This window comes from Nocardia sp. NPDC059229 (genome assembly GCF_042754165.1).
Lineage (GTDB): Bacteria > Actinomycetota > Actinomycetes > Mycobacteriales > Mycobacteriaceae > Nocardia.
Map to the genome: position 1 here is coordinate 286,252 of NZ_JBHZAK010000004.1, position 18,001 is coordinate 304,252.

An 18,001-nucleotide genomic window follows, 5' to 3' on the forward strand; every position below is an offset into this window, starting at 1 on the left:
GTGCTGGGAGGAACTTTCACCGGTGCGCGCTCCTGCGGCGCCGGGACGGAGGCGGTGGTGAGCGGAACGGGTTGGGTGGCACCCGGATTCGCCCAGCCGATGCCGGCCGGCAGCGCGAGCGCTATGGCCGCCACGAACAGCAGAACAAGGTGTAGGGTCCGGGGTGAAAGTCTCACCGCGCAGGCCAGTTTCGCATGCCGGTCCCCACCGGCACGCCGAGCAGAATGCGCACATGTCTTCATTCGGCGTGACCTCGCTTGTTCGATGGTAAGGCCATCCACGTGCCCGCTGCCTTGTCTATCGCGGTAGTGATCACCCGCGTTCACACTCGAGACCGACCAGTCCGCTGGTTCGCGCGTTTCGCGCCCTACGATGCGGGTACCGACTGGGACGCCCCATCGCGCCGGAGAGGACAATCGGGACCATGTATCGTGCCGCGCCGAAGAGCGATATCGACGAGTCCGCGCTGACGGTCACCGCACCGAAGACCGAGGCCGCGGGCGTCAAAGCGGTCACCGTCGCACTGGAGCGCGCCGTCGAGGAGATGGGCGTGGTGCGCACCGCGCGCACGCTGGCCCGGGTGAATCAGCGGCACGGGTTCGACTGTCCGGGCTGCGCCTGGCCGGAACCGACCGGTCGGCGTCGCCCCGCGGAGTTCTGCGAGAACGGTGCCAAGGCCGTCGCCGAGGAGGCGACCCTGCGCACCGTCACCCCGGAGTTCTTCGCCGAGCACTCCCTCGAGGACCTGGCCGGCAAATCCGGCTACTGGCTCGGCCAGCAGGGCCGCCTCACCCACCCGATGGTGCTGCGCGAGGGCGACACCCACTACTCCCCGATCGGCTGGGACGAGGCCTACCGCCTCATCGCCGACACCCTGTGTGGCCTGGACTCCCCCGACGAGGCCGTCTTCTACACCTCCGGCCGCACCGCCAACGAGACGGCGTTCCTCTACCAGTTGCTGGTCCGCAGTTTCGGCACCAACAACCTGCCCGACTGCTCCAACATGTGCCACGAATCCTCGGGCACCGCGCTCACCGGCTCGATCGGCATCGGCAAGGGCTCGGTCACCATCGACGACTTCTCCAAGGCCGACCTCATCATCGTGGCCGGGCAGAACCCCGGCACCAACCATCCGCGCATGCTGTCCGCGCTCGGCGAGGCGAAGGCGCACGGGGCGACGGTCATCGCGGTCAACCCGCTGCCGGAGACCGGGCTCATCGGCTTCAAGGACCCGCAGACCGTCAAGGGCTTCACCGGCGGCATCACCATCGCCGACGATTTCCTGCAGATCCGCCTGGGCGGCGATATGGCCCTGTTCCAGGGCCTGGCCAAGCTGCTGTTCGAGGCCGAGGACCGCGCGCCCGGCACGGTCGTGGACCGCGCCTTCGTCGATACGCACACCGCGAGCTTCGCCGAATACGAAAAACAGATGCGCGCGGTCGATCTCGGCATTGTCGAGCAGGCCACCGGCCTCAGCCGCGCAGACCTGGACCGCACCGCGAAGCTGCTGGCCGAATCGAAGGCCACCATCATCTGCTGGGCCATGGGCCTCACCCAGCAGGTACACGGCGTCGCCACCATCGAGGAGGCCACCAACCTGCTGTTGCTGCGCGGCATGATCGGCAAGCCCGGCGCGGGCGTGTGCCCGGTGCGCGGCCACTCCAATGTGCAGGGCGACCGCACCATGGGCATCTGGGAGAAGATGCCCGACGCCTTCCTCGACGCCCTGGACCGTGAATTCGGCATCACCAGCCCGCGCGAACACGGCTGGGACACCGTCAATGCCATCCGGGCCATGCGCGACGGCCGCGGCACGGTGTTCTTCGGGATGGGCGGCAACTTCGTCTCCGCCACCCCCGACACCGAGGTCACCGAGGCCGCACTGCGCAATTGCGCACTGACCGTGCAGGTGTCGACCAAACTCAACCGCAGCCACGTGGTGCACGGGCGCACCGCCCTGATCCTGCCCACCCTGGGCCGCACCGACGCGGACCTGCAGGACGGTGTGCGCCAGCAGGTTTCGGTCGAGGACTCGATGTCCATGGTGCACCTGTCCACCGGCCGGCTGGACCCGGTGAGCGACCAGCTGCACAGCGAGGTCGCCATCGTGTGCGAGCTGGCCGAGGCCGTGTTCGGTCCGGGCCACTCCGTACCGTGGGGCGAGTTCCGGCGCGACTACGACAAGATCCGCGACGCCATCGCCCGGGTGGTACCCGGCTGCACCGACTACAACCGGAAAGTGCGCGGCCGCAACGGCTTCCAGCTCCCGCACCCGCCGCGCGACGCCCGCGAATTCCGGACCGCCACCGGCAAGGCCAATTTCGCGGTCAACGACCTGCACTGGCTGCCGGTCCCCGAGGGCCGGCTCATCCTGCAGACGCTGCGCAGCCACGACCAGTACAACACCACCATCTACGGCCTGGACGACCGCTACCGCGGCATCCACAGCGGGCGGCGCGTGGTGCTGGTCCACCCGGAGGACATCGCCGCCCTCGGTTTCGCCGAGAACGATCTGGTGGACGTCATCTCCGAATTCGACGACGGCACCGAGCGCAGCGTCACCGGCTTCCGCCTGGTCGCGTACGCGACCCCGCGCGGTAATGCCGCCGCCTACTACCCCGAGACCAACCCCCTGATCCCGCTGGACCACGTCGCCCGGCGCTCCAATACGCCCGTTTCCAAGGCGGTCACCATCCGCCTGGAACGCCACACCCACACGGTCGCATGAGCAGGGTCACCGCGCGCCGCCGCACCCTGCGCATCTCGCCCAGCGGCACTGTCACCCGGCCCGACACCCTGGCGGTGGAGGAACCGCTCGAAATCCGTACGGGCGGGCAGTCGCTGACGATCACCATGCGCACCCCCGGCGCGGATATCGACCTCGTGCACGGCTTCCTCTACGCCGAGGGCATCATCGACTCGGCCGAGGACATCGTCAGCGCCCGCTACTGCGCCGGCACCGACGAGAACGGGCAGAACACCTACAACGTGCTGGACATCCGGCTCCGGACCCCGGTCCCGGTGCAGCCCAGGCCCTTTCTGACCAACAGCTCCTGCGGATTGTGCGGCAAGACCGCCCTCGACGAGGTGCGCACCCGGATCCGGCACGCCATGCCCGCGGATTCGCCGCGCGTCGACGTGCAGACTCTCGCCAAGCTGCCCGACGAACTGCGTTCCCGCCAGCAGGTTTTCGACGCCACCGGCGGGCTGCACGCCGCGGGCCTGTTCACCCCCGAGGGCGCGGCGCTGGCCGTGCGCGAGGACATCGGCCGGCACAATGCCGTGGACAAGCTGGTCGGCTGGGCGATCCGCGAGAATCGGCTTCCCGCACACGATCTCGTCCTCATGGTCAGCGGCCGTGCCTCCTTCGAGCTGGTGCAGAAGGCCGTCATGGCGGGCATTCCGGTCATGGGCGCGGTGTCCGCCCCCAGCTCGCTGGCCGTGGATCTCGCCGCCGACGCCGGCCTCACCCTGGTCGGCTTCCTGCGCGGCGAAACCATGAATGTGTACACCGGTGAGGACCGTCTGGCGATGTGATCGTCGCCCGTTCCACAGGGTGAGGCAGCGGGGTACTTTTGCGCGTTCCGGCTGTTACTCTCCGAAATAGAACACGTTTCAATTCTTGATGGGAGTCATCCATGGCAGCGCAGCCCCGCGATGTGGTCGAGCAGTACGTGAAGCTGGTGGCCACCGGGCCCACGTCGGCGATCGTGGACCTGTACGCCGAGGACGCGGTGATCGAGGATCCGATCGGGACGCCGGAGCGCCGCGGCCACGAGGCCATCGGCGAGATGTACAAGGCCCTGGAAAACCTCGACCGCGAGACCGAACTGCACACCGTCAAGGTGGCGGGCAACAAGGTGGCGGCGTCCTTCACCCTCGTCACCGTGTCCAACGGGCACCGCATGACCCTCTCGCCCATCGACGTGATGGAGCTCAACGACGAGGGCAAAATCATCAGCATGAAGGCCTACTGGGGTCCGGACGACATGAAGATGGAGCAGATCTGACCCACGGGGTTGTCCCCTCCCGCTCCCCGAATTACGGTGGCAGCACAGTGATTCGGCGAGGGCGGGAGGGCCTGTGCGGATCTCGTTGCGCGGCACCGGTGACGGGGTGCGGGTCAGCATGCGGCTGGAGATCAACCGGCGGCGCTGGATCGCCCTGCTCATCATGCTCGGCGTGCTCACCGCCACGGGGGTGATCACCGGCCTGTGGGCCGTCGTGGCGCCCGAATCGTTCTACACCAGCTTCCCCGGATTCGGCCTGCACTGGGTGCGCGCCGACGGTCCGTACAACCATCACCTGGCCAGTGACGTGGGGGCCTTCTTCCTGGCCCTGGGCGCCATCTCCGGCGCCGCGCTCTACTACCGCGACAGCGTCATCGCCCGGGTCACCGGGCTGGCGTGGCTGGTCTTCGGCGTGCCGCACTTCATCTACCACGCCTTCCACCGCCCGCCGACACTGAGCGGACTCAACTTCACCCTCGAACTGCTGGCGGCACTGGCCATGCCCGCCCTCGGCCTGGCCATTCTGCTCGTCGCCCCGCGCGAGCGTTTCCCGGTCCCCGAGCCCGCCCCCTTCACCTTCAAATTCCCCCGCCGCTGACCCCGCCCGCCGCGAAATTCTCTTTCCCCGATGCCGATGAAATCAGCGACGTCACCCCGTCGTAACAGGTGACCCAGCCACACCGATTTCTGAAGTAACGGAGTAGAGGTTCAACGGCGAACCACGGGGGATCAACGGCGATCCTCGCGACGGGCGCGATCGGCTCCACCGACCGTCACCGACTCCCTGGCTTTCCGGTAACGGACAGCCCACAGGAGAACACACATGGAACTGCCGGTCACCCAGTTCGTCACCCTCGGCGGTGTCTATCAAGCACTCGGTGCCACAAGGTTGTCCGCGCGTCTACCTTCCACGGTGATCAGCTCGAGCAGGTAACTCCTGCGCGGCCGCGTGGCGGGAGAACGAAACCGGCCCCGCGAGAGGGATTCTCGCGGGGCCGGTTTCTTTGCTTGCGGAAGGGCCTTACGCCGACTTCTCGCGGCGCTCCGGGGTCTGGCGCTTGCGCGGGACGATCGTCGGGAGGACGTTGTCGTTCACGGTGTCGGCATTGACGACCACCTTGGCGACATCGTCGCGGCTGGGGATGTCGTACATGACCGGGAGGAGCACCTCCTCCATGATGGCGCGCAGGCCGCGGGCGCCGGTGCCGCGCAGGATCGCCTGATCCGCAACGGCTTCCAGGGCGTCCTGGGTGAACTCCAGATCCACGCCGTCCATTTCGAACAGGCGCACGTACTGCTTCACCAGGGCGTTCTTCGGCTCGGCCAGGATGCGGACCAGAGATTCCTTGTCCAGGTTGGTGACCGAGGCGACGACGGGGAGGCGGCCGATGAACTCGGGGATCAGACCGAACTTGATCAGATCCTCGGGCATCACGTCGGCGAAGTGGTCGGCGGTGTCGATCTCGGCCTTGGACCGGACCTCCGCGCCGAAACCGATGCCGCGCTTGCCGACTCGATCCTGGACGATCTTCTCCAGACCGGCGAACGCGCCCGCCACGATGAACAGCACATTGGTGGTGTCGATCTGGATGAACTCCTGGTGCGGGTGCTTGCGGCCGCCCTGCGGCGGCACCGACGCCTGCGTGCCCTCCAGGATCTTCAGCAGCGCCTGCTGCACGCCCTCACCGGACACGTCACGGGTGATGGACGGGTTCTCCGACTTGCGGGCGATCTTGTCGACCTCGTCGATGTAGATGATGCCGGTCTCGGCGCGCTTCACGTCGTAGTCGGCGGCCTGGATCAGCTTCAGCAGGATGTTCTCGACATCCTCGCCGACATAGCCGGCCTCGGTGAGCGCGGTGGCGTCCGCGATGGCGAACGGCACGTTCAGCATCTTGGCCAGCGTCTGCGCCAGATAGGTCTTGCCACAGCCCGTCGGGCCGAGCATGAGGATGTTGGACTTGGCCAGCTCGACCGGTTCGCCCCGGGAGTCGCGGCCCTTGTCGCCGGCCTGAATCCGCTTGTAGTGGTTGTAGACCGCCACTGCGAGGGTTCGCTTCGCGGCGTCCTGCCCGATCACGTACTGCTCCAGGAAATCCCGGATTTCCGCGGGTTTGGGCAATTCGTCGAGCTTGACCTCGCTGGATTCGGCGAGCTCTTCCTCGATGATCTCATTGCAGAGGTCGATGCACTCGTCACAGATGTACACCCCCGGTCCCGCAATGAGCTTCTTGACCTGCTTCTGGCTCTTTCCGCAGAACGAGCACTTCAACAGATCGCCGCCATCACCGATGCGCGCCATCTCCTGGGTCCCTACTTCCTTGTCCGCGTGCAACCGTCTGTCCCCGGCTGCCGGCGAGCTGCCTTCTTCGAGCGTAAGCCGTGACCCCTGAGTTTGCGGATCCGGCAATTCGGCTGTGTGTATCCACGGTGCCCATTACAAGCACCTGTGTTGGATGCAGAGGCAGAGCCGACAACCACGAGCAAAGGTCCCTAGAGTGACCGTACCCGCTTCGGCTGACCGAGGTCGACAACTTGGGCACGTTTCTCGCCGGACATGTGCGTGGGCTCACCTCTGCCGGGGTGGCGGGGACGCCTGGGACACACAGAAACCCCGCCACCCGCCCAGCTCACTTCTGGGCGCTGAGCTTGCGGTACTGGAAAACCTGATCGACGATCCCGTACTCCTGCGCCTCGTCGGCGGTGAGGATCTTGTCCCGGTCGGTGTCCTTGCGGATGGTGTCCGCGTCCTTGCCGGTGTGGCGCGCCAGCGTGGTCTCCATGAGGCGACGCATGCGCTCGATCTCGGCGGCCTGGATCTCGAGGTCGGAGACCTGGCCCTGGATGCCGCCCGAGGTGGACGGCTGGTGGATCAGGACGCGGGCGTTGGGCAGCGCGGCACGCTTGCCGGGGGCGCCGGCGGCGAGCAGCACGGCCGCGGCGGAGGCGGCCTGGCCCAGGCAGACGGTGGCGACGTCGGCGCGCACGTACTGCATGGTGTCGTAGATGGCCATCAGCGCGGTGAAGGAACCACCGGGCGAGTTGATGTACATGGTGATGTCGCGGTCCGGATCCATCGACTCGAGCACCAGCAGCTGGGCCATGATGTCGTTGGCCGACACATCGTCAACCTGGTTGCCCAGGAAGATGATCCGCTCCTCGAAGAGCTTGTTGTACGGATCCGAGACCTTCTGGCCGAAGCTGGTCTGCTCGGTGAACTGCGGCAGGATGTAGCGCGACTGAGGCAGGTTGCCGGCGGCGGCGAAGGTGATCCCCGCGGCCCGCGGATCGATCATGTTGGACATACGCGTCACTCCAAAGTCTGTGTGATGGGCTGCGGAACTATTTGCTGCTGCTGCCGTTCGTCTGGCTCGCGTGGGTGACCACGTGGTCGATGAACCCGTAGTCGAGCGCCTCGGCGGCGGTGAACCAGCGGTCGCGGTCGGCGTCGGCGGTCACCTGCTCGATGGACTTGCCGGTGTGCTGAGCCTGCAGCTCGTTGAGTTCGCGCTTGGTGTAGGCGAACTGCTCGGCCTGGATGGCGATGTCAGCGGCCGAACCGCCCAGTCCGGCGGAGGGCTGGTGCATCATGATCCGCGCGTGCGGCAGCGCGTAGCGCTTGCCCTTGGTGCCGGCGGCGAGCAGGAACTGCCCCATGGAGGCGGCCAGGCCCATGCCGACCGTGCGGATGTCGCATTCGGCGAACTGCATGGTGTCGTAGATGGCCATGCCCGCGGTCACCGAACCGCCCGGGGAGTTGATGTAGAGCGAGATGTCCTTGGTCGGGTCCTCGGCCGACAGCAAAAGAATCTGCGCGCACAGCTTGTTGGCGATGTCGTCGTCGACCTGAGTGCCCAGGAAGATGATGCGCTCGCGCAGCAGGCGCTCGTACACCGAATCACTGAGGTTCAGACCAGCAGTCGCGGATGTCATGCGCACCCCTGCCTGATGATTTGTCACGGATACCTGCCCTCTCTCAATGGCTCGGTTAACAAGCCCCTACTGATTCGCTGACACAAACCCTAACGAAGCAGGGCGGCACCGAACTCCCGGTACCGCCCTGCTTCGCTCACAGCGCAAACTTACGTCAACACCTCACGTTCCCGCGTTCGGGGTTCTCGGGGTGTCACCCGAGACCCCGGACACCGGGGTGCCGGCATTTATTACTCGGACTCGGCCTCGGCCTCGGCGGCCTCGGTCGCGTCGGCGACGGTGGCGAGCTCCTCGGCGGAAACCTCCTCGGCCTCCTCGGCCGGGTTGCCGAACATCTCGGCGGTGTCCACGACGTTGCCGGCGGTGTCGGTGACGGCGGCCTGGACCACGACACCGGCAAGGGCCTTGCCGCGGCGCACGTCGGCGAAGACCGCGCCCAGCTGACCGGCCTGCTGGATCTGCTGAATGAACTGATCGGGCGACATGCCGTAGCGCTGCGCCTGGAAGATGATCCGCTCGTACAGCTCGTCCTGGCCGACCTGGGTGTTCTCGGCCTCGGCGACGGCGTCCAGCAGCAGCTGGGTCTTGACCGACTTCTCGGCGGCTTCCTTGGTGTCCTTCTTGAACTCCTCGAGGGAGGAGCCCTGGGCCTCGAGGGCCTCGGCCAGCTTGGCCTCGTCGTGGTCGAAGCCGTGGACGGCGTCGTGCTCGACGGCGTCGACCTCGGCCTTGACGACACCCTCGGGCAGCGGGATCTCGACGGTCTCGAGCAGCTGCTCGAGCACCTTGTCGCGGATCTCGCCGGCCTGCTGGACCTTCTTGACGCGCTCGACGCGGGTCTTCAGGTCTTCCTTCAGCTCGTCGATGGTGTCGAATTCGCTTGCCAGCTGGGCGAACTCGTCGTCGGCCTCGGGCAGCTCGCGCTCCTTGACCGACTGCACGGTCACGGTGATGACGGATTCCTTGCCGGCGTGCTCACCGGCGACCAGCGTGGAGGTGAAGTCCTTGGACTCACCCTCCTTCAGGCCGATCAGGGCCTCGTCCAGGCCCTCGATGAGCTGGCCGGAGCCGACCTCGTGGGACAGGCCGGTGGTGGAGGCCTCCTCGACGGTCTCGCCGTCGACGGTGGCGGACAGGTCGATGGAGACGAAGTCGCCGTTCTCGGTGGCCCGCTCGACCGACTTCAGGGTGCCGAAGCGCTGACGCAGCGACTGCAGCTGCTCGTCGATGTCCTCGTCGGTGATCTCGATCGGGTCGACCGAGACGGCGATGGAGGAGAACTCCGGCAGGGTGATCTCCGGGCGGATGTCGACCTCGGCGGTGAAGGCCAGCTCCTCGCCGTCCTCGATCTTGGTGATCTCGATTTCCGGCTGGCCGATGACCTTGGCCTCGGTGGCGATGACAGCCTCGCTGTAGCGCTTGGGCAGCACATCGTTGACGACCTGCTCCAGCACGGCGCCGCGGCCGATACGGGCCTCGAGAAGCTTGGCCGGCGCCTTGCCCGGACGGAAGCCCGGGATCCGGACCTGCTGCGCGAGAGCCTTGTAGGCGCGGTCGAAGTCCGGCTTCAGCTCCTCGAAGGGCACCTCGACATTGATGCGGACCCGAGTCGGGCTCAGCTGCTCGACGGTGCTCTTCACGGACATGCTCCTTGTTCGTAGTTCATGGTTGACGTCTAGGTTCCCCCCGAACGCATCCCGACCAGGTTAGTTGACGGCCCCTCGGGCCGTGTAACCGGTCGCTGCACGGGGCATCGCGACGCCGGTCGGTCGACCGGTCGCCCTGGTACCCGGGGTTCGGGTCTAGCTACCGACCTTGACGGCGTCGGTGACGAAGACCAGCGTCTCGTACGGTTTCATGCCGTGGCCGCCCGCGCCGTAGCCGAGGTCCGGCGGGACGATGAGCAGCCGGCGGGCGCCCTGCTGGACGCCGACCAGGCCCTGGTCCCAGCCCTTGATGACCTCGCCCGCACCCAGCGGCAGCTCGAACGGCTCACCGCGGGTGAAGGACGAGTCGAGGACCTTCTTGTCGGACCAGGTGACCAGCGTGTAGTTCATGGTCAGCTGATCCCCGGCCTTGGCGGCCGGGCCGCTGCCCGCGACCAGGTCCTTGACGATGAGCTGCTTGGGCGGGTCGCAGTCGTCCGGGATGGTGATCTTGGGAGCCTGCCCGAAGCCGCCGTCGACCTTGATGTCGTCGGCCGTGCACTCGCGGCCCTTGCTCTGGGTCGTGGTGGCGACGGCCGCGCTGGGCGTGGCCTTGGCCGTGGTGGTCGACGCCGCCTTGTTGTCACTGCTGCTGCCGCACCCCGCGGCCAGCACCGTGGCGGCCGCGACCGCACCGATCACACCGACCTTGCCCACCAAGCGCATTCCCGCTCCTGTCCGTCAGTCCGGATTGCCGCACGGATTGCGACGCCGCGCCGAACCTACACGCCGGGATCGTTCTTTGCCGGGGAGGACGCGGCCGAGCGGATGCCGAATCGGCGATCCGCGGGCTCAGCGATCGGTGACCAGCAGCGCGTACTGTGCCGCGGCCATGCGGTGGACGAGTTGCTCGGTCGGGGCGGAGACCTGCGCCAGGTAGCGGCCGTCCAGGACGAGGCAGGTGTATTCGCCTTCGCGCGCTGCGGGATTCGAGCCGGGACCCCGCAGGCAGACCGCGTCCGGGACGCCGTCCGGCGGGGTCGTGACGGACCCGCCGGGACTGGGCTGGGACAGTCGGTTCAGCGCGTGCCGGGCGGCCACGGCGTCGGGGAACCGCAGCAGCCGAGCCGAATCCGTGACGGCGATGCTCTCGACCGGGATGCGAGGGTCCGCGCCGGACCTGTCGACCCATAGCTCGGCGAGGACGGGGCCGTAGACGATGCCGCGTGCGCTGCGGTGTCCGCCCCAACCGGCGATGGGTTGCTGTACGTCGTGAAAGAGCTCGGGATAGGGCCATGTCCCGGGGTCGGCGGGCAGCAGGCGGCTCAGCATGCCGCCGGGATCCAGTGGGAGCGCGGACAGTTCCTCGGCCGGTGTCGGCGTGAAGGCGTCCAGCTTCGGCAGTTCGGCGTCGAGGGTGGCCTCGGCCAGCTGCTTCAGGGCCGCCAGATCCGTGGCCGGATGGGTGACGAACAGCGTCACCACGAACGGGCCGTGGGCGAGGGTGACCGCCATCGTCGGCACGAAGGTGCGCCAATGACCGTGTGTCGCAAAGTATTCGGAGAAGGGTACGACGACATTGTCGTGGTTGACGTCGAAGTCGCGCCCATCGATCTCGCGGGCCGCGTCGATGGCCGTCATATTGTCCCGCATGCGCAGGACGGTGAGGCGCACCGAACGGGCCGTGCCGATCTCCGGGATGCCGGTCGGATCGTCGGTGCCGCCGATGCTGAATCCGGCCAGCATGCCGTGTGCGGCCAGGGTGGCGCGGGTGGCGTCGGCGAGGATTCCGACGGCGTCCTCCGGTGTGGGTACCGGAATGGCCGCGGTCTGCGCCAGGGTCGGATCGACGGCGCGCGGCGCGATGACGGCGTCCGCCATCCGCACCGATTCCATCAGCCGCCCATAGGTTTCCCCGGCCGCCCCCGGCGCGACGAGCGGACGCCCGCTGTAGCCGCCGAGATCCAGTGCCCCCACCTGCGGCGTCGCCGCCCGTGGTGCCCCGGCGATCCCGCAGGCACTGACCAGTGCCGCGACCGCCACGAGCGATCCGGCGTGGACACGCCGACGGGTCGAATCGAATCGGTGCATGCTGCCACCGCCTGTCGCACAGCTCCCCGCCCGGGTCCCAGCTCACCAGTCACGGTGAGCCCGAACGGCGTTTCGCCCCGGCCCCTCGGATCGCCGACGAAAACCTCCCCCGGACACCTGTTTTCGAGTGTGAGCGCGATCGTGTTGCCGGGCAAGCCCCCTACACTGAGGGGTCCGCGCCCGTCGCTGATATCGGCGCAGGTCGAGACGGAAATGTATTTGCGGGCGCTCTCGGCCTACGGGAGCATCTCAGGATGCTGTTGACGATTTCTTGTACGCGACCCGAGGGCGCCGCCTGGCCGGCCTCCGATCTGGGGTACCTGCTGCACAAGAATCCTTCGCGCATACAGACTTTCGAGCAGTCCTACGGCATCGCGCACGTGCTCTATCCGGAGGCGGGCGACGACCGGTGCACGGCTGCGCTGCTGCTCGAGATCGATCCCGTCCGGCTGGTGCGCGGAAAGTCGAAGAGCACCCCCGAATTCAGCCTGGGGCAGTATGTGAACGATCGCCCGTACGCGGCGTCTTCGCTGGTGTCCGTGGCCATTTCGACGGTGTTCGGCACCGCCTTGCACGGCCGCTGCAAGCAGCGTCCCGAGCTGGCCGAGACCGCGCTCCCGCTGCGTATCGAGCTCCCGGCCGTCCCCTGCAAGGGCGGGGCCGAGTACGCCGAGCGGGTCTTCGCGCCCCTGGGCTGGACAGTCGTGGCCACTCCCCTCCCCCTGGACCCGGCCTTCCCGGACTGGGGCGATTCCCATTACCTGCGGCTCGAACTCACCGGAACGCAGCGCCTGTCCGACGCGCTGTCGCACCTCTATGTCCTGCTGCCCGTCCTCGACGGCAGCAAGCACTACTGGCTCGACACCGCCGAAATCGACAAACTCCTCCGCTTCGGCGAGGGCTGGCTCACCACCCACCCCGAACGCGAGTGGATCACCCGCCGCTACCTCACCCGCCGCCACACCCTGGTCCGCGCCGCCCTCGCCCGCCTCGCCGAGCTGGACGACGCCGACCCGGAGGAGCTCGGCGCGATCGAGCACGATTTCGACGACGAGGGGGCCGGTATCGAGACCACGCCGCCCGCGCCCGACCTCGGCGGCGAAATCTCCCCGGCCGCAACGGAGCTGATACCAGCGCAGGCAACCGACCTCGGCCTGGCCTCCGGTGGAACCGGCGATCCGGTCCCGCCGACCGATCCGCGGGCGGAGGCTTCCTGTTCCGCGGAGGCCGGCGAACGCGGCCCATCGCTGGCGGTATTGCGGCGGGCGGCCGTGCATCGCGCGCTGCTGTCGACCGGGGCGAGCCGGATACTCGATCTCGGGTGCGGGCAGGGGGCGTTGCTGCTGGAGCTGGTGGCGGACCGGGCGTTCACGGAGATCGTCGGGATCGATGTGTCGATGCGGGAGTTGAAGATCGCGGCACGGCGGCTGCGGCGGGTGCCGGAGTGGCAGTCGCGGCGGGTGACGCTGCGGCAGGGGGCGCTGACGTATACCGACGCCGCTTTGCGGGGTTATGACGCGGCGGTGCTCATGGAGGTGATCGAGCATGTGGACACGCCCCGGTTGCAGGCGCTGGAGCACACGGTGTTCGGGGCTGCCGCTCCGGGCGCCGTGGTCGTGACGACGCCGAACAGCGAGTACAACGTGCGCTACGACGGGCTCGACGCGGGCGCGTTCCGGCATTCGGATCACCGATTCGAGTGGAGCCGGGCAGAATTCGCGGACTGGGCGCACCGGGTCGGTGCGACGTACGGGTATGCCGTGCGGTTCGAGCCGATCGGGCCCGAGGATGCGGAAGTGGGGCCGTCGACGCAGATGGCTGTGTTCACCAAACGGGACGGGAAGAACGGCGATGAGAAAGGAGTCGCGTGATGGCAGAGCTGTCGGTTCCGGTGCTGTCGCTGGTCGTGTTGATCGGCAGCAGCGGCTCCGGGAAATCCACGTTCGCGCACAAGCACTTCCGGTCGACGGCGGTGCTGTCGTCGGACGCCTACCGGGGGCTGGTGAGCGATGACGAGGCCGATCAGTCGGTGACGGCCGAGGCGTTCGAGCTGCTGCACCACGTGGCGGGCGTGCGCCTGCGGCGCGGCCTGCGCACCGTCATCGACGCCACCAATGTGCAGCCCAAGGCGCGGCAGGCGCTGGTGGAGCTGGCGCGGGCGCACGATGTCCTGCCGGTGGCGATCGTGCTGGACGTGCCGGAAGCGGTGTGCGTGCAGCGCAATGCGCTGCGGGTGGATCGCGCGGATCTGGGACCGCACGTGGTGGGGCGCCACCAGCGCGATCTGCGGCGTTCGCTGAAGTTCCTGGAGCGCGAGGGTTTCCGCAAGGTGCACGTGCTGAGGGGCGTCGAGGAGATCGAGGCCGCCACCATCGCGGACGAGCGCCTGTGGAACGACAAGACCGATCTCACCGGGCCTTTCGATGTGATCGGTGACGTGCACGGCTGCCGGAGCGAGCTGGAGACGCTGCTGGGCGAACTCGGCTATGTCATCGCGCGGGACGCGGAGGGACGGGCGGTCGACGCGCGGCACCCCGAGGATCGCACCGCGGTGTTCGTCGGCGACCTGGTCGATCGCGGGCCGGATACGCCCGGCGTGCTGCGGCTGGTGATGGGCATGGCCGGATCCGGAAACGCCCTGTGCGTCACCGGAAACCACGAGTTCAAGCTGGTGCGCGCGCTCGACGGCCGCCGCGTCACGGTGGCGCATGGCCTGGCCGAGTCGCTCGCCCAGCTGGAAGCCGAGGGCGCCGAATTCCGCAAGACCGCACAGGAATTCATGCGCGGCCTGGTCAGCCACTATGTGCTCGACGGCGGCAAGCTGGTGGTCGCGCACGCCGGTCTGAAGGAGGAGTACCAGGGCCGTACCTCGGGCCGGGTGCGCGAGTTCGCCATGTACGGCGAATCCACCGGAGAGACAGACGAATACGGGCTGCCGGTACGGTACCCGTGGGCGAACGACTACCGCGGTAAGGCGCTGGTGCTCTACGGCCACACGCCGATGACCGAACTGGTGTGGGTGAACAACACCCTGTGCCTGGATACCGGCGCGGTGTTCGGCGGCCGCCTGACCGCGCTGCGCTACCCGGAGCGGGAGCCGGTGTCGGTGCCGGCCGAACAGGTCTGGTTCGAGCCCGTGCGCCCGCTCGCGGCCGCCACCTTCGCCACCGGCGAGGCGGTGGTCCAGCGGGATCCGGGCGTGCTCGACCTGGACGACGTGCTGGGCCGGCGGGTGGTGGAGACCCGCCACCTCGGCCGGGTCACCGTGCCGGAGGACGCCGCGAGCGCCGCGCTCGAGGTGATGAGCCGCTTCGCCGTGGACCCGCGCTGGCTGGTGTACCTGCCGCCGACCATGTCGCCGTGCGCCACCTCCACCCTGGACGGCCATCTCGAGCACCCGGCCCAGGCCTTCGAGTACTACCGCTCCGAGGGCGTGGACACCGTGGTGTGCGAGGAGAAGCACATGGGTTCGCGTGCGGTCGTGGTGGTTTCGCGGTCGGCCCAGGCGGCGCGGGACCGGTTCGGCGTCGAGGACGGCAGCACCGGCGCGGTGTACACCCGCACCGGCCGCCCGTTCTTCGACGATCCGGCGCGCGTCGAATCGCTGCTGGCCCGGGTGCGGGCGGCGGCCGAAACCGCCGGGCTGTTCGAGGAACTGGACACCGACTGGCTGCTGCTGGACACCGAGCTGCTGCCGTGGTCGGCCAAGGCGCTGGGGCTGCTGCGCAACCAGTACGCCGCGGTCGGCGCGGCGGCCCGGGCCTCGCTCGGCCGGGCCGCCGAGGTCTTGGCGGCCGCGATCGAACGCGGTTTGGACGCAGGCGATCTCGCCGCGCGCACGGGAGCGCGCCGGGCCGACGCCGACGCCTTCACCGCCGCCTACGGCCGCTACTGCTGGCCCACCGACGGCCTCGACGGCGTGCGCCTGGCCCCGTTCCAGTTGCTGGCCGCCTCCGGCGCGAATTGCGCAGGGCGCGACCACAACTGGCACCTGGAGCGCATCGATCGCCTGGTCGCCGCCGACCCGGAGTTCTTCAACCCGACCGGCCGCCGCCTGGTCGACCTCGCCTCCCCGGAGGCCGAGGCCGCCGCGACGGCGTGGTGGACCGAGCTCACCGCGGCCGGCGGCGAGGGCATGGTGGTGAAGCCGCTCGGCTCGCTGGTGTCCGGCACCGGCACCCGCAGCGGGCGGCCGGTGCAGCCGGGCGTGAAATGCCGGGGCCCGGAATACCTCCGGATCATCTACGGCCCGGAGTACCTGCGCCCCGACCAGCTGCACCGCGTGCGCTCCCGCGGCCTCGGCGGCAAGCGCTCCATGGCGCTGCGCGAGTACGCCCTGGGCCTGGAGGCTCTGGACCGCTTCGTGGCCCGGGAGCCGCTGTGGCGCGTCCACGAGGCGGTGTTCGCGATCCTGGCCCTGGAGACCGAGCCGCTCGACCCTCGGCTGTAGCCGACCGGTTCAGCTCGGAGTGTCGGGACGGACCAGGCCGGTGCGGTAGGCGATGACGACGAGCTGGGCCCGGTCGCGCGCATCGAGTTTGGCCATGGCGCGATTGACGTGGGTCTTGGCGGTGAGGGCGGTGATGAAGAGGCGTTCGGCGATCTCGTCGTTGGACAGGCCCAGCGCGACCAGCGTGACCACCTCGCGTTCGCGCGGGGTGAGTGCCGCCAGTGCGGGCGGCGGCTCCCAGCGCACCGGATCCGGCTGGGCCAGGAAGCGGCCGATCAGCGCCTTGGTCGCGGTGGGCGACAGCAGGGCGTCGCCGGCGACGACCGTGCGGATCGCGGCGAGCAGTTCGTCGGCGTTCATCCCCTTGCCGAGGAATCCGCTCGCCCCGGCGTGCAGGGCCTCGACGACGTGCTCCTCGTACTCGAAGGTGGTGAGCACCAGCACCTTCACGCCGGCGAGGTCCTCGTCCGCACTGATCAGCCGGGTCGCGGCCAGGCCGTCCAGCTCGGGCATGCGAATGTCCATCAGCACGACGTCGGCCCGGTGGGTGCGGGCGAGTTCGACCGCTTCGCGGCCGGTGGCGGCCTCGCCGACCACCCGCATGTCCTCGGTGGAGTCGATGAGCATGCGGAAGGTGTCGCGCAGGAGCGCCTGGTCGTCGGCCAGCACTACCCGAATCGTCATGACCCGCCCTCTCGGCCGTTGCGATGCGGCAGTTCGGCGTCCACCCGGAAACCACCGTGCGGGCCCGGGCCCGCATCGAGCGTGCCGCCCACGGCCTTCACGCGTTCCCGCATGCCGATCATCCCGTAGCCGGTGCCGGTCTCCGTGTGCAGGCGGCCGTCGTCCTCGACGGTGATCCGCACCCGGTCGGGTCGATAGTCCAGCCGCACCCGCGCGGTCCGCACCCCAGCGTGCTTGCGGGTATTGGTCAACGCCTCCTGAATGATTCGGTAGGCGGTGAGGTCGGTCAGCGAGGACAGCTCGAACGGCTCCCCGGAACGCTCGACGGTGACGTCCAGCCCGGCGTGCCGGAAGGACTCCACCAGCTCGGTCAGCTCCCCGAGGCCGGGTGAGGGGGCGCGCGGATGGCCCGAATCGTCTTCCGCGCGCAGCACTCCGACGGTCGCGCGGAGATCGTCGAGGGCGGTCCGGCTGGTGTCGCGAATGCGTTCCAGCGCCTCGTAGGCGTGGTCCGGATCGGTGCGCATCAGATGGTGCGCGACACTGGCCTGCGCGTTCACCAGCGTGATGTGGTGGGCGACCACGTCGTGCAGCTCCCGGGCGATCCGCAGGCGTTCCTCGGCGACGCGGCGGGCGGCCTCCGCCTCCCGGTCGCGTTCGGCGGTTTCGGCCCGTTCGAGGGCCGCGGCCAGCAGCTTCCGATGGCTGCGCACCGCATCACCCGCGGCGACGCCGAGCAGGGTCCAGGCGATCTGGGACAGCGCCTGGGGCAGATCCGGCGGACTCGGCTGCGAAATGAGGATGGCGGCGACCAGCGGCACCGCGGCACACACGCCGGCCAGCCAGGCGGTGCGCCGATCCATCCGGTTCGCCACCGTGAAGAGCGCGACCGCGGTGGCCGCGGGCGGCGGAGTGGAGTACGGAATCACCAGGTAGCGAGCGACTTCCACGAGCACGGTGGCGGCGACCACCGGGATCGGCCATCGGCTGCGGACCAGCAGCGGTACACAGGTGAGCGCGAGCCCGCTGACCGCCCGGTCCATCGGGCTGTGCCGCAGATACGCCATGCTCGCGGCCACCGGGGTGGCGACCAGGAAGCATCCGATCGCGACCGCGAGGTCGGCCGCCCACGGCCGGACTCGCAGCCAGCACCGCAGCTGGGCGATCATCCGCACGTCGTCAAGGTA

Annotated in this window: 14 protein-coding genes; 6 read left to right on the forward strand and 8 right to left on the reverse strand. The window is 68.8% G+C overall.

Features of this window, described 5'->3' with window-relative positions; translation table 11 throughout:
• Nucleotides 1–424: 424 nt before the first annotated feature.
• The 4 genes from ACFXHE_RS12610 to ACFXHE_RS12625 all read left to right on the forward strand — a co-directional run bounded on the left by ACFXHE_RS12610 (nucleotide 425) and on the right by ACFXHE_RS12625 (nucleotide 4,608).
• The gene (locus ACFXHE_RS12610) at nucleotides 425–2,728 is read left to right on the forward strand and encodes an FdhF/YdeP family oxidoreductase (RefSeq protein ID WP_379382548.1); all 2,304 of its coding nucleotides are present in this window, start codon (nucleotides 425–427) and stop codon (nucleotides 2,726–2,728) included.
• Nucleotides 2,725–3,537, forward strand: coding sequence for a formate dehydrogenase accessory sulfurtransferase FdhD (fdhD, locus tag ACFXHE_RS12615; protein ID WP_379382550.1), 813 nt, complete (start codon nucleotides 2,725–2,727; stop codon nucleotides 3,535–3,537). The genes ACFXHE_RS12610 and fdhD overlap by 4 nt, the downstream gene beginning before the upstream one ends.
• A gap of 101 nt (nucleotides 3,538–3,638) precedes the next feature.
• The gene (locus ACFXHE_RS12620) at nucleotides 3,639–4,010 is read left to right on the forward strand and encodes a nuclear transport factor 2 family protein (RefSeq protein WP_379382552.1); all 372 of its coding nucleotides are present in this window, start codon (nucleotides 3,639–3,641) and stop codon (nucleotides 4,008–4,010) included.
• A gap of 73 nt (nucleotides 4,011–4,083) precedes the next feature.
• Nucleotides 4,084–4,608 carry a hypothetical protein gene (locus ACFXHE_RS12625; RefSeq protein WP_379382554.1) on the forward strand — a complete coding sequence of 175 codons (525 nt, stop codon included), beginning with the start codon at nucleotides 4,084–4,086 and terminating at the stop codon, nucleotides 4,606–4,608.
• Between the two features lie 423 nt (nucleotides 4,609–5,031).
• Here ACFXHE_RS12625 and clpX read toward each other — a convergent pair whose 3' ends face one another.
• From clpX to ACFXHE_RS12655, 6 genes are all read right to left on the reverse strand, one after another.
• Nucleotides 5,032–6,312 (reverse strand): ATP-dependent Clp protease ATP-binding subunit ClpX, encoded by a 1,281-nt coding sequence (clpX, locus tag ACFXHE_RS12630; RefSeq protein ID WP_033086574.1) that lies wholly within the window; start codon nucleotides 6,310–6,312, stop codon nucleotides 5,032–5,034.
• Between the two features lie 328 nt (nucleotides 6,313–6,640).
• Complete coding sequence (locus tag ACFXHE_RS12635) at nucleotides 6,641–7,315, reverse strand: ATP-dependent Clp protease proteolytic subunit (RefSeq protein WP_354834779.1); 675 nt, start codon at nucleotides 7,313–7,315, stop codon at nucleotides 6,641–6,643.
• Between the two features lie 37 nt (nucleotides 7,316–7,352).
• Nucleotides 7,353–7,943, reverse strand: coding sequence for an ATP-dependent Clp protease proteolytic subunit (locus ACFXHE_RS12640; protein ID WP_379382556.1), 591 nt, complete (start codon nucleotides 7,941–7,943; stop codon nucleotides 7,353–7,355).
• A 230-nt stretch (nucleotides 7,944–8,173) separates the two neighbouring features.
• On the reverse strand, nucleotides 8,174–9,583 hold the full coding sequence (tig, locus tag ACFXHE_RS12645; protein WP_379382558.1) for a trigger factor: 1,410 nt from the start codon (nucleotides 9,581–9,583) through the stop codon (nucleotides 8,174–8,176).
• A 162-nt stretch (nucleotides 9,584–9,745) separates the two neighbouring features.
• Nucleotides 9,746–10,315, reverse strand: a complete 570-nt coding sequence (locus ACFXHE_RS12650) for an FKBP-type peptidyl-prolyl cis-trans isomerase (RefSeq protein WP_379382560.1) — start codon at nucleotides 10,313–10,315, stop codon at nucleotides 9,746–9,748.
• A gap of 126 nt (nucleotides 10,316–10,441) precedes the next feature.
• Nucleotides 10,442–11,632: a hypothetical protein gene (locus ACFXHE_RS12655; protein ID WP_379382562.1), complete on the reverse strand. Its 1,191-nt coding sequence runs from the start codon at nucleotides 11,630–11,632 to the stop codon at nucleotides 10,442–10,444.
• 302 nt (nucleotides 11,633–11,934) lie between these two features.
• On the opposite strand from ACFXHE_RS12655, the gene ACFXHE_RS12660 reads away from it, so the two are divergent.
• Nucleotides 11,935–13,551 (forward strand): 3' terminal RNA ribose 2'-O-methyltransferase Hen1, encoded by a 1,617-nt coding sequence (locus ACFXHE_RS12660; RefSeq protein ID WP_379382564.1) that lies wholly within the window; start codon nucleotides 11,935–11,937, stop codon nucleotides 13,549–13,551.
• Nucleotides 13,551–16,130, forward strand: coding sequence for a polynucleotide kinase-phosphatase (locus ACFXHE_RS12665; RefSeq protein WP_379382566.1), 2,580 nt, complete (start codon nucleotides 13,551–13,553; stop codon nucleotides 16,128–16,130). Before ACFXHE_RS12660 ends, ACFXHE_RS12665 begins: the two co-directional genes overlap by 1 nt.
• A 9-nt stretch (nucleotides 16,131–16,139) precedes the next feature.
• On the opposite strand, the gene ACFXHE_RS12670 is transcribed toward ACFXHE_RS12665, so the two are convergent.
• The gene (locus ACFXHE_RS12670) at nucleotides 16,140–16,814 is read right to left on the reverse strand and encodes a response regulator (RefSeq protein WP_379382568.1); all 675 of its coding nucleotides are present in this window, start codon (nucleotides 16,812–16,814) and stop codon (nucleotides 16,140–16,142) included.
• The gene (locus ACFXHE_RS12675; protein WP_379382843.1) at nucleotides 16,811–17,983 is read right to left on the reverse strand and encodes a sensor histidine kinase; all 1,173 of its coding nucleotides are present in this window, start codon (nucleotides 17,981–17,983) and stop codon (nucleotides 16,811–16,813) included. Before ACFXHE_RS12675 ends, ACFXHE_RS12670 begins: the two co-directional genes overlap by 4 nt.
• Nucleotides 17,984–18,001: the final 18 nt, after the last annotated feature.

Excerpts from the sequence above, each read along its gene's own strand:
- ACFXHE_RS12610 (WP_379382548.1), top strand. The coding sequence starts at position 425 with ATGTATCGTGCCGCGCCGAAGAGCGATATCGACGAGTCCGCGCTGACG.
- fdhD (WP_379382550.1), top strand. The coding sequence starts at position 2,725 with ATGAGCAGGGTCACCGCGCGCCGCCGCACCCTGCGCATCTCGCCCAGC.
- ACFXHE_RS12620 (WP_379382552.1), top strand. The coding sequence starts at position 3,639 with ATGGCAGCGCAGCCCCGCGATGTGGTCGAGCAGTACGTGAAGCTGGTG.
- clpX (WP_033086574.1), bottom strand. The coding sequence starts at position 6,312 with ATGGCGCGCATCGGTGATGGCGGCGATCTGTTGAAGTGCTCGTTCTGC.
- ACFXHE_RS12635 (WP_354834779.1), bottom strand. The coding sequence starts at position 7,315 with ATGTCCAACATGATCGATCCGCGGGCCGCGGGGATCACCTTCGCCGCC.
- ACFXHE_RS12640 (WP_379382556.1), bottom strand. The coding sequence starts at position 7,943 with ATGACATCCGCGACTGCTGGTCTGAACCTCAGTGATTCGGTGTACGAG.
- ACFXHE_RS12650 (WP_379382560.1), bottom strand. The coding sequence starts at position 10,315 with ATGCGCTTGGTGGGCAAGGTCGGTGTGATCGGTGCGGTCGCGGCCGCC.
- ACFXHE_RS12660 (WP_379382564.1), top strand. The coding sequence starts at position 11,935 with ATGCTGTTGACGATTTCTTGTACGCGACCCGAGGGCGCCGCCTGGCCG.
- ACFXHE_RS12665 (WP_379382566.1), top strand. The coding sequence starts at position 13,551 with ATGGCAGAGCTGTCGGTTCCGGTGCTGTCGCTGGTCGTGTTGATCGGC.
- ACFXHE_RS12670 (WP_379382568.1), bottom strand. The coding sequence starts at position 16,814 with ATGACGATTCGGGTAGTGCTGGCCGACGACCAGGCGCTCCTGCGCGAC.
- ACFXHE_RS12675 (WP_379382843.1), bottom strand. The coding sequence starts at position 17,983 with ATGATCGCCCAGCTGCGGTGCTGGCTGCGAGTCCGGCCGTGGGCGGCC.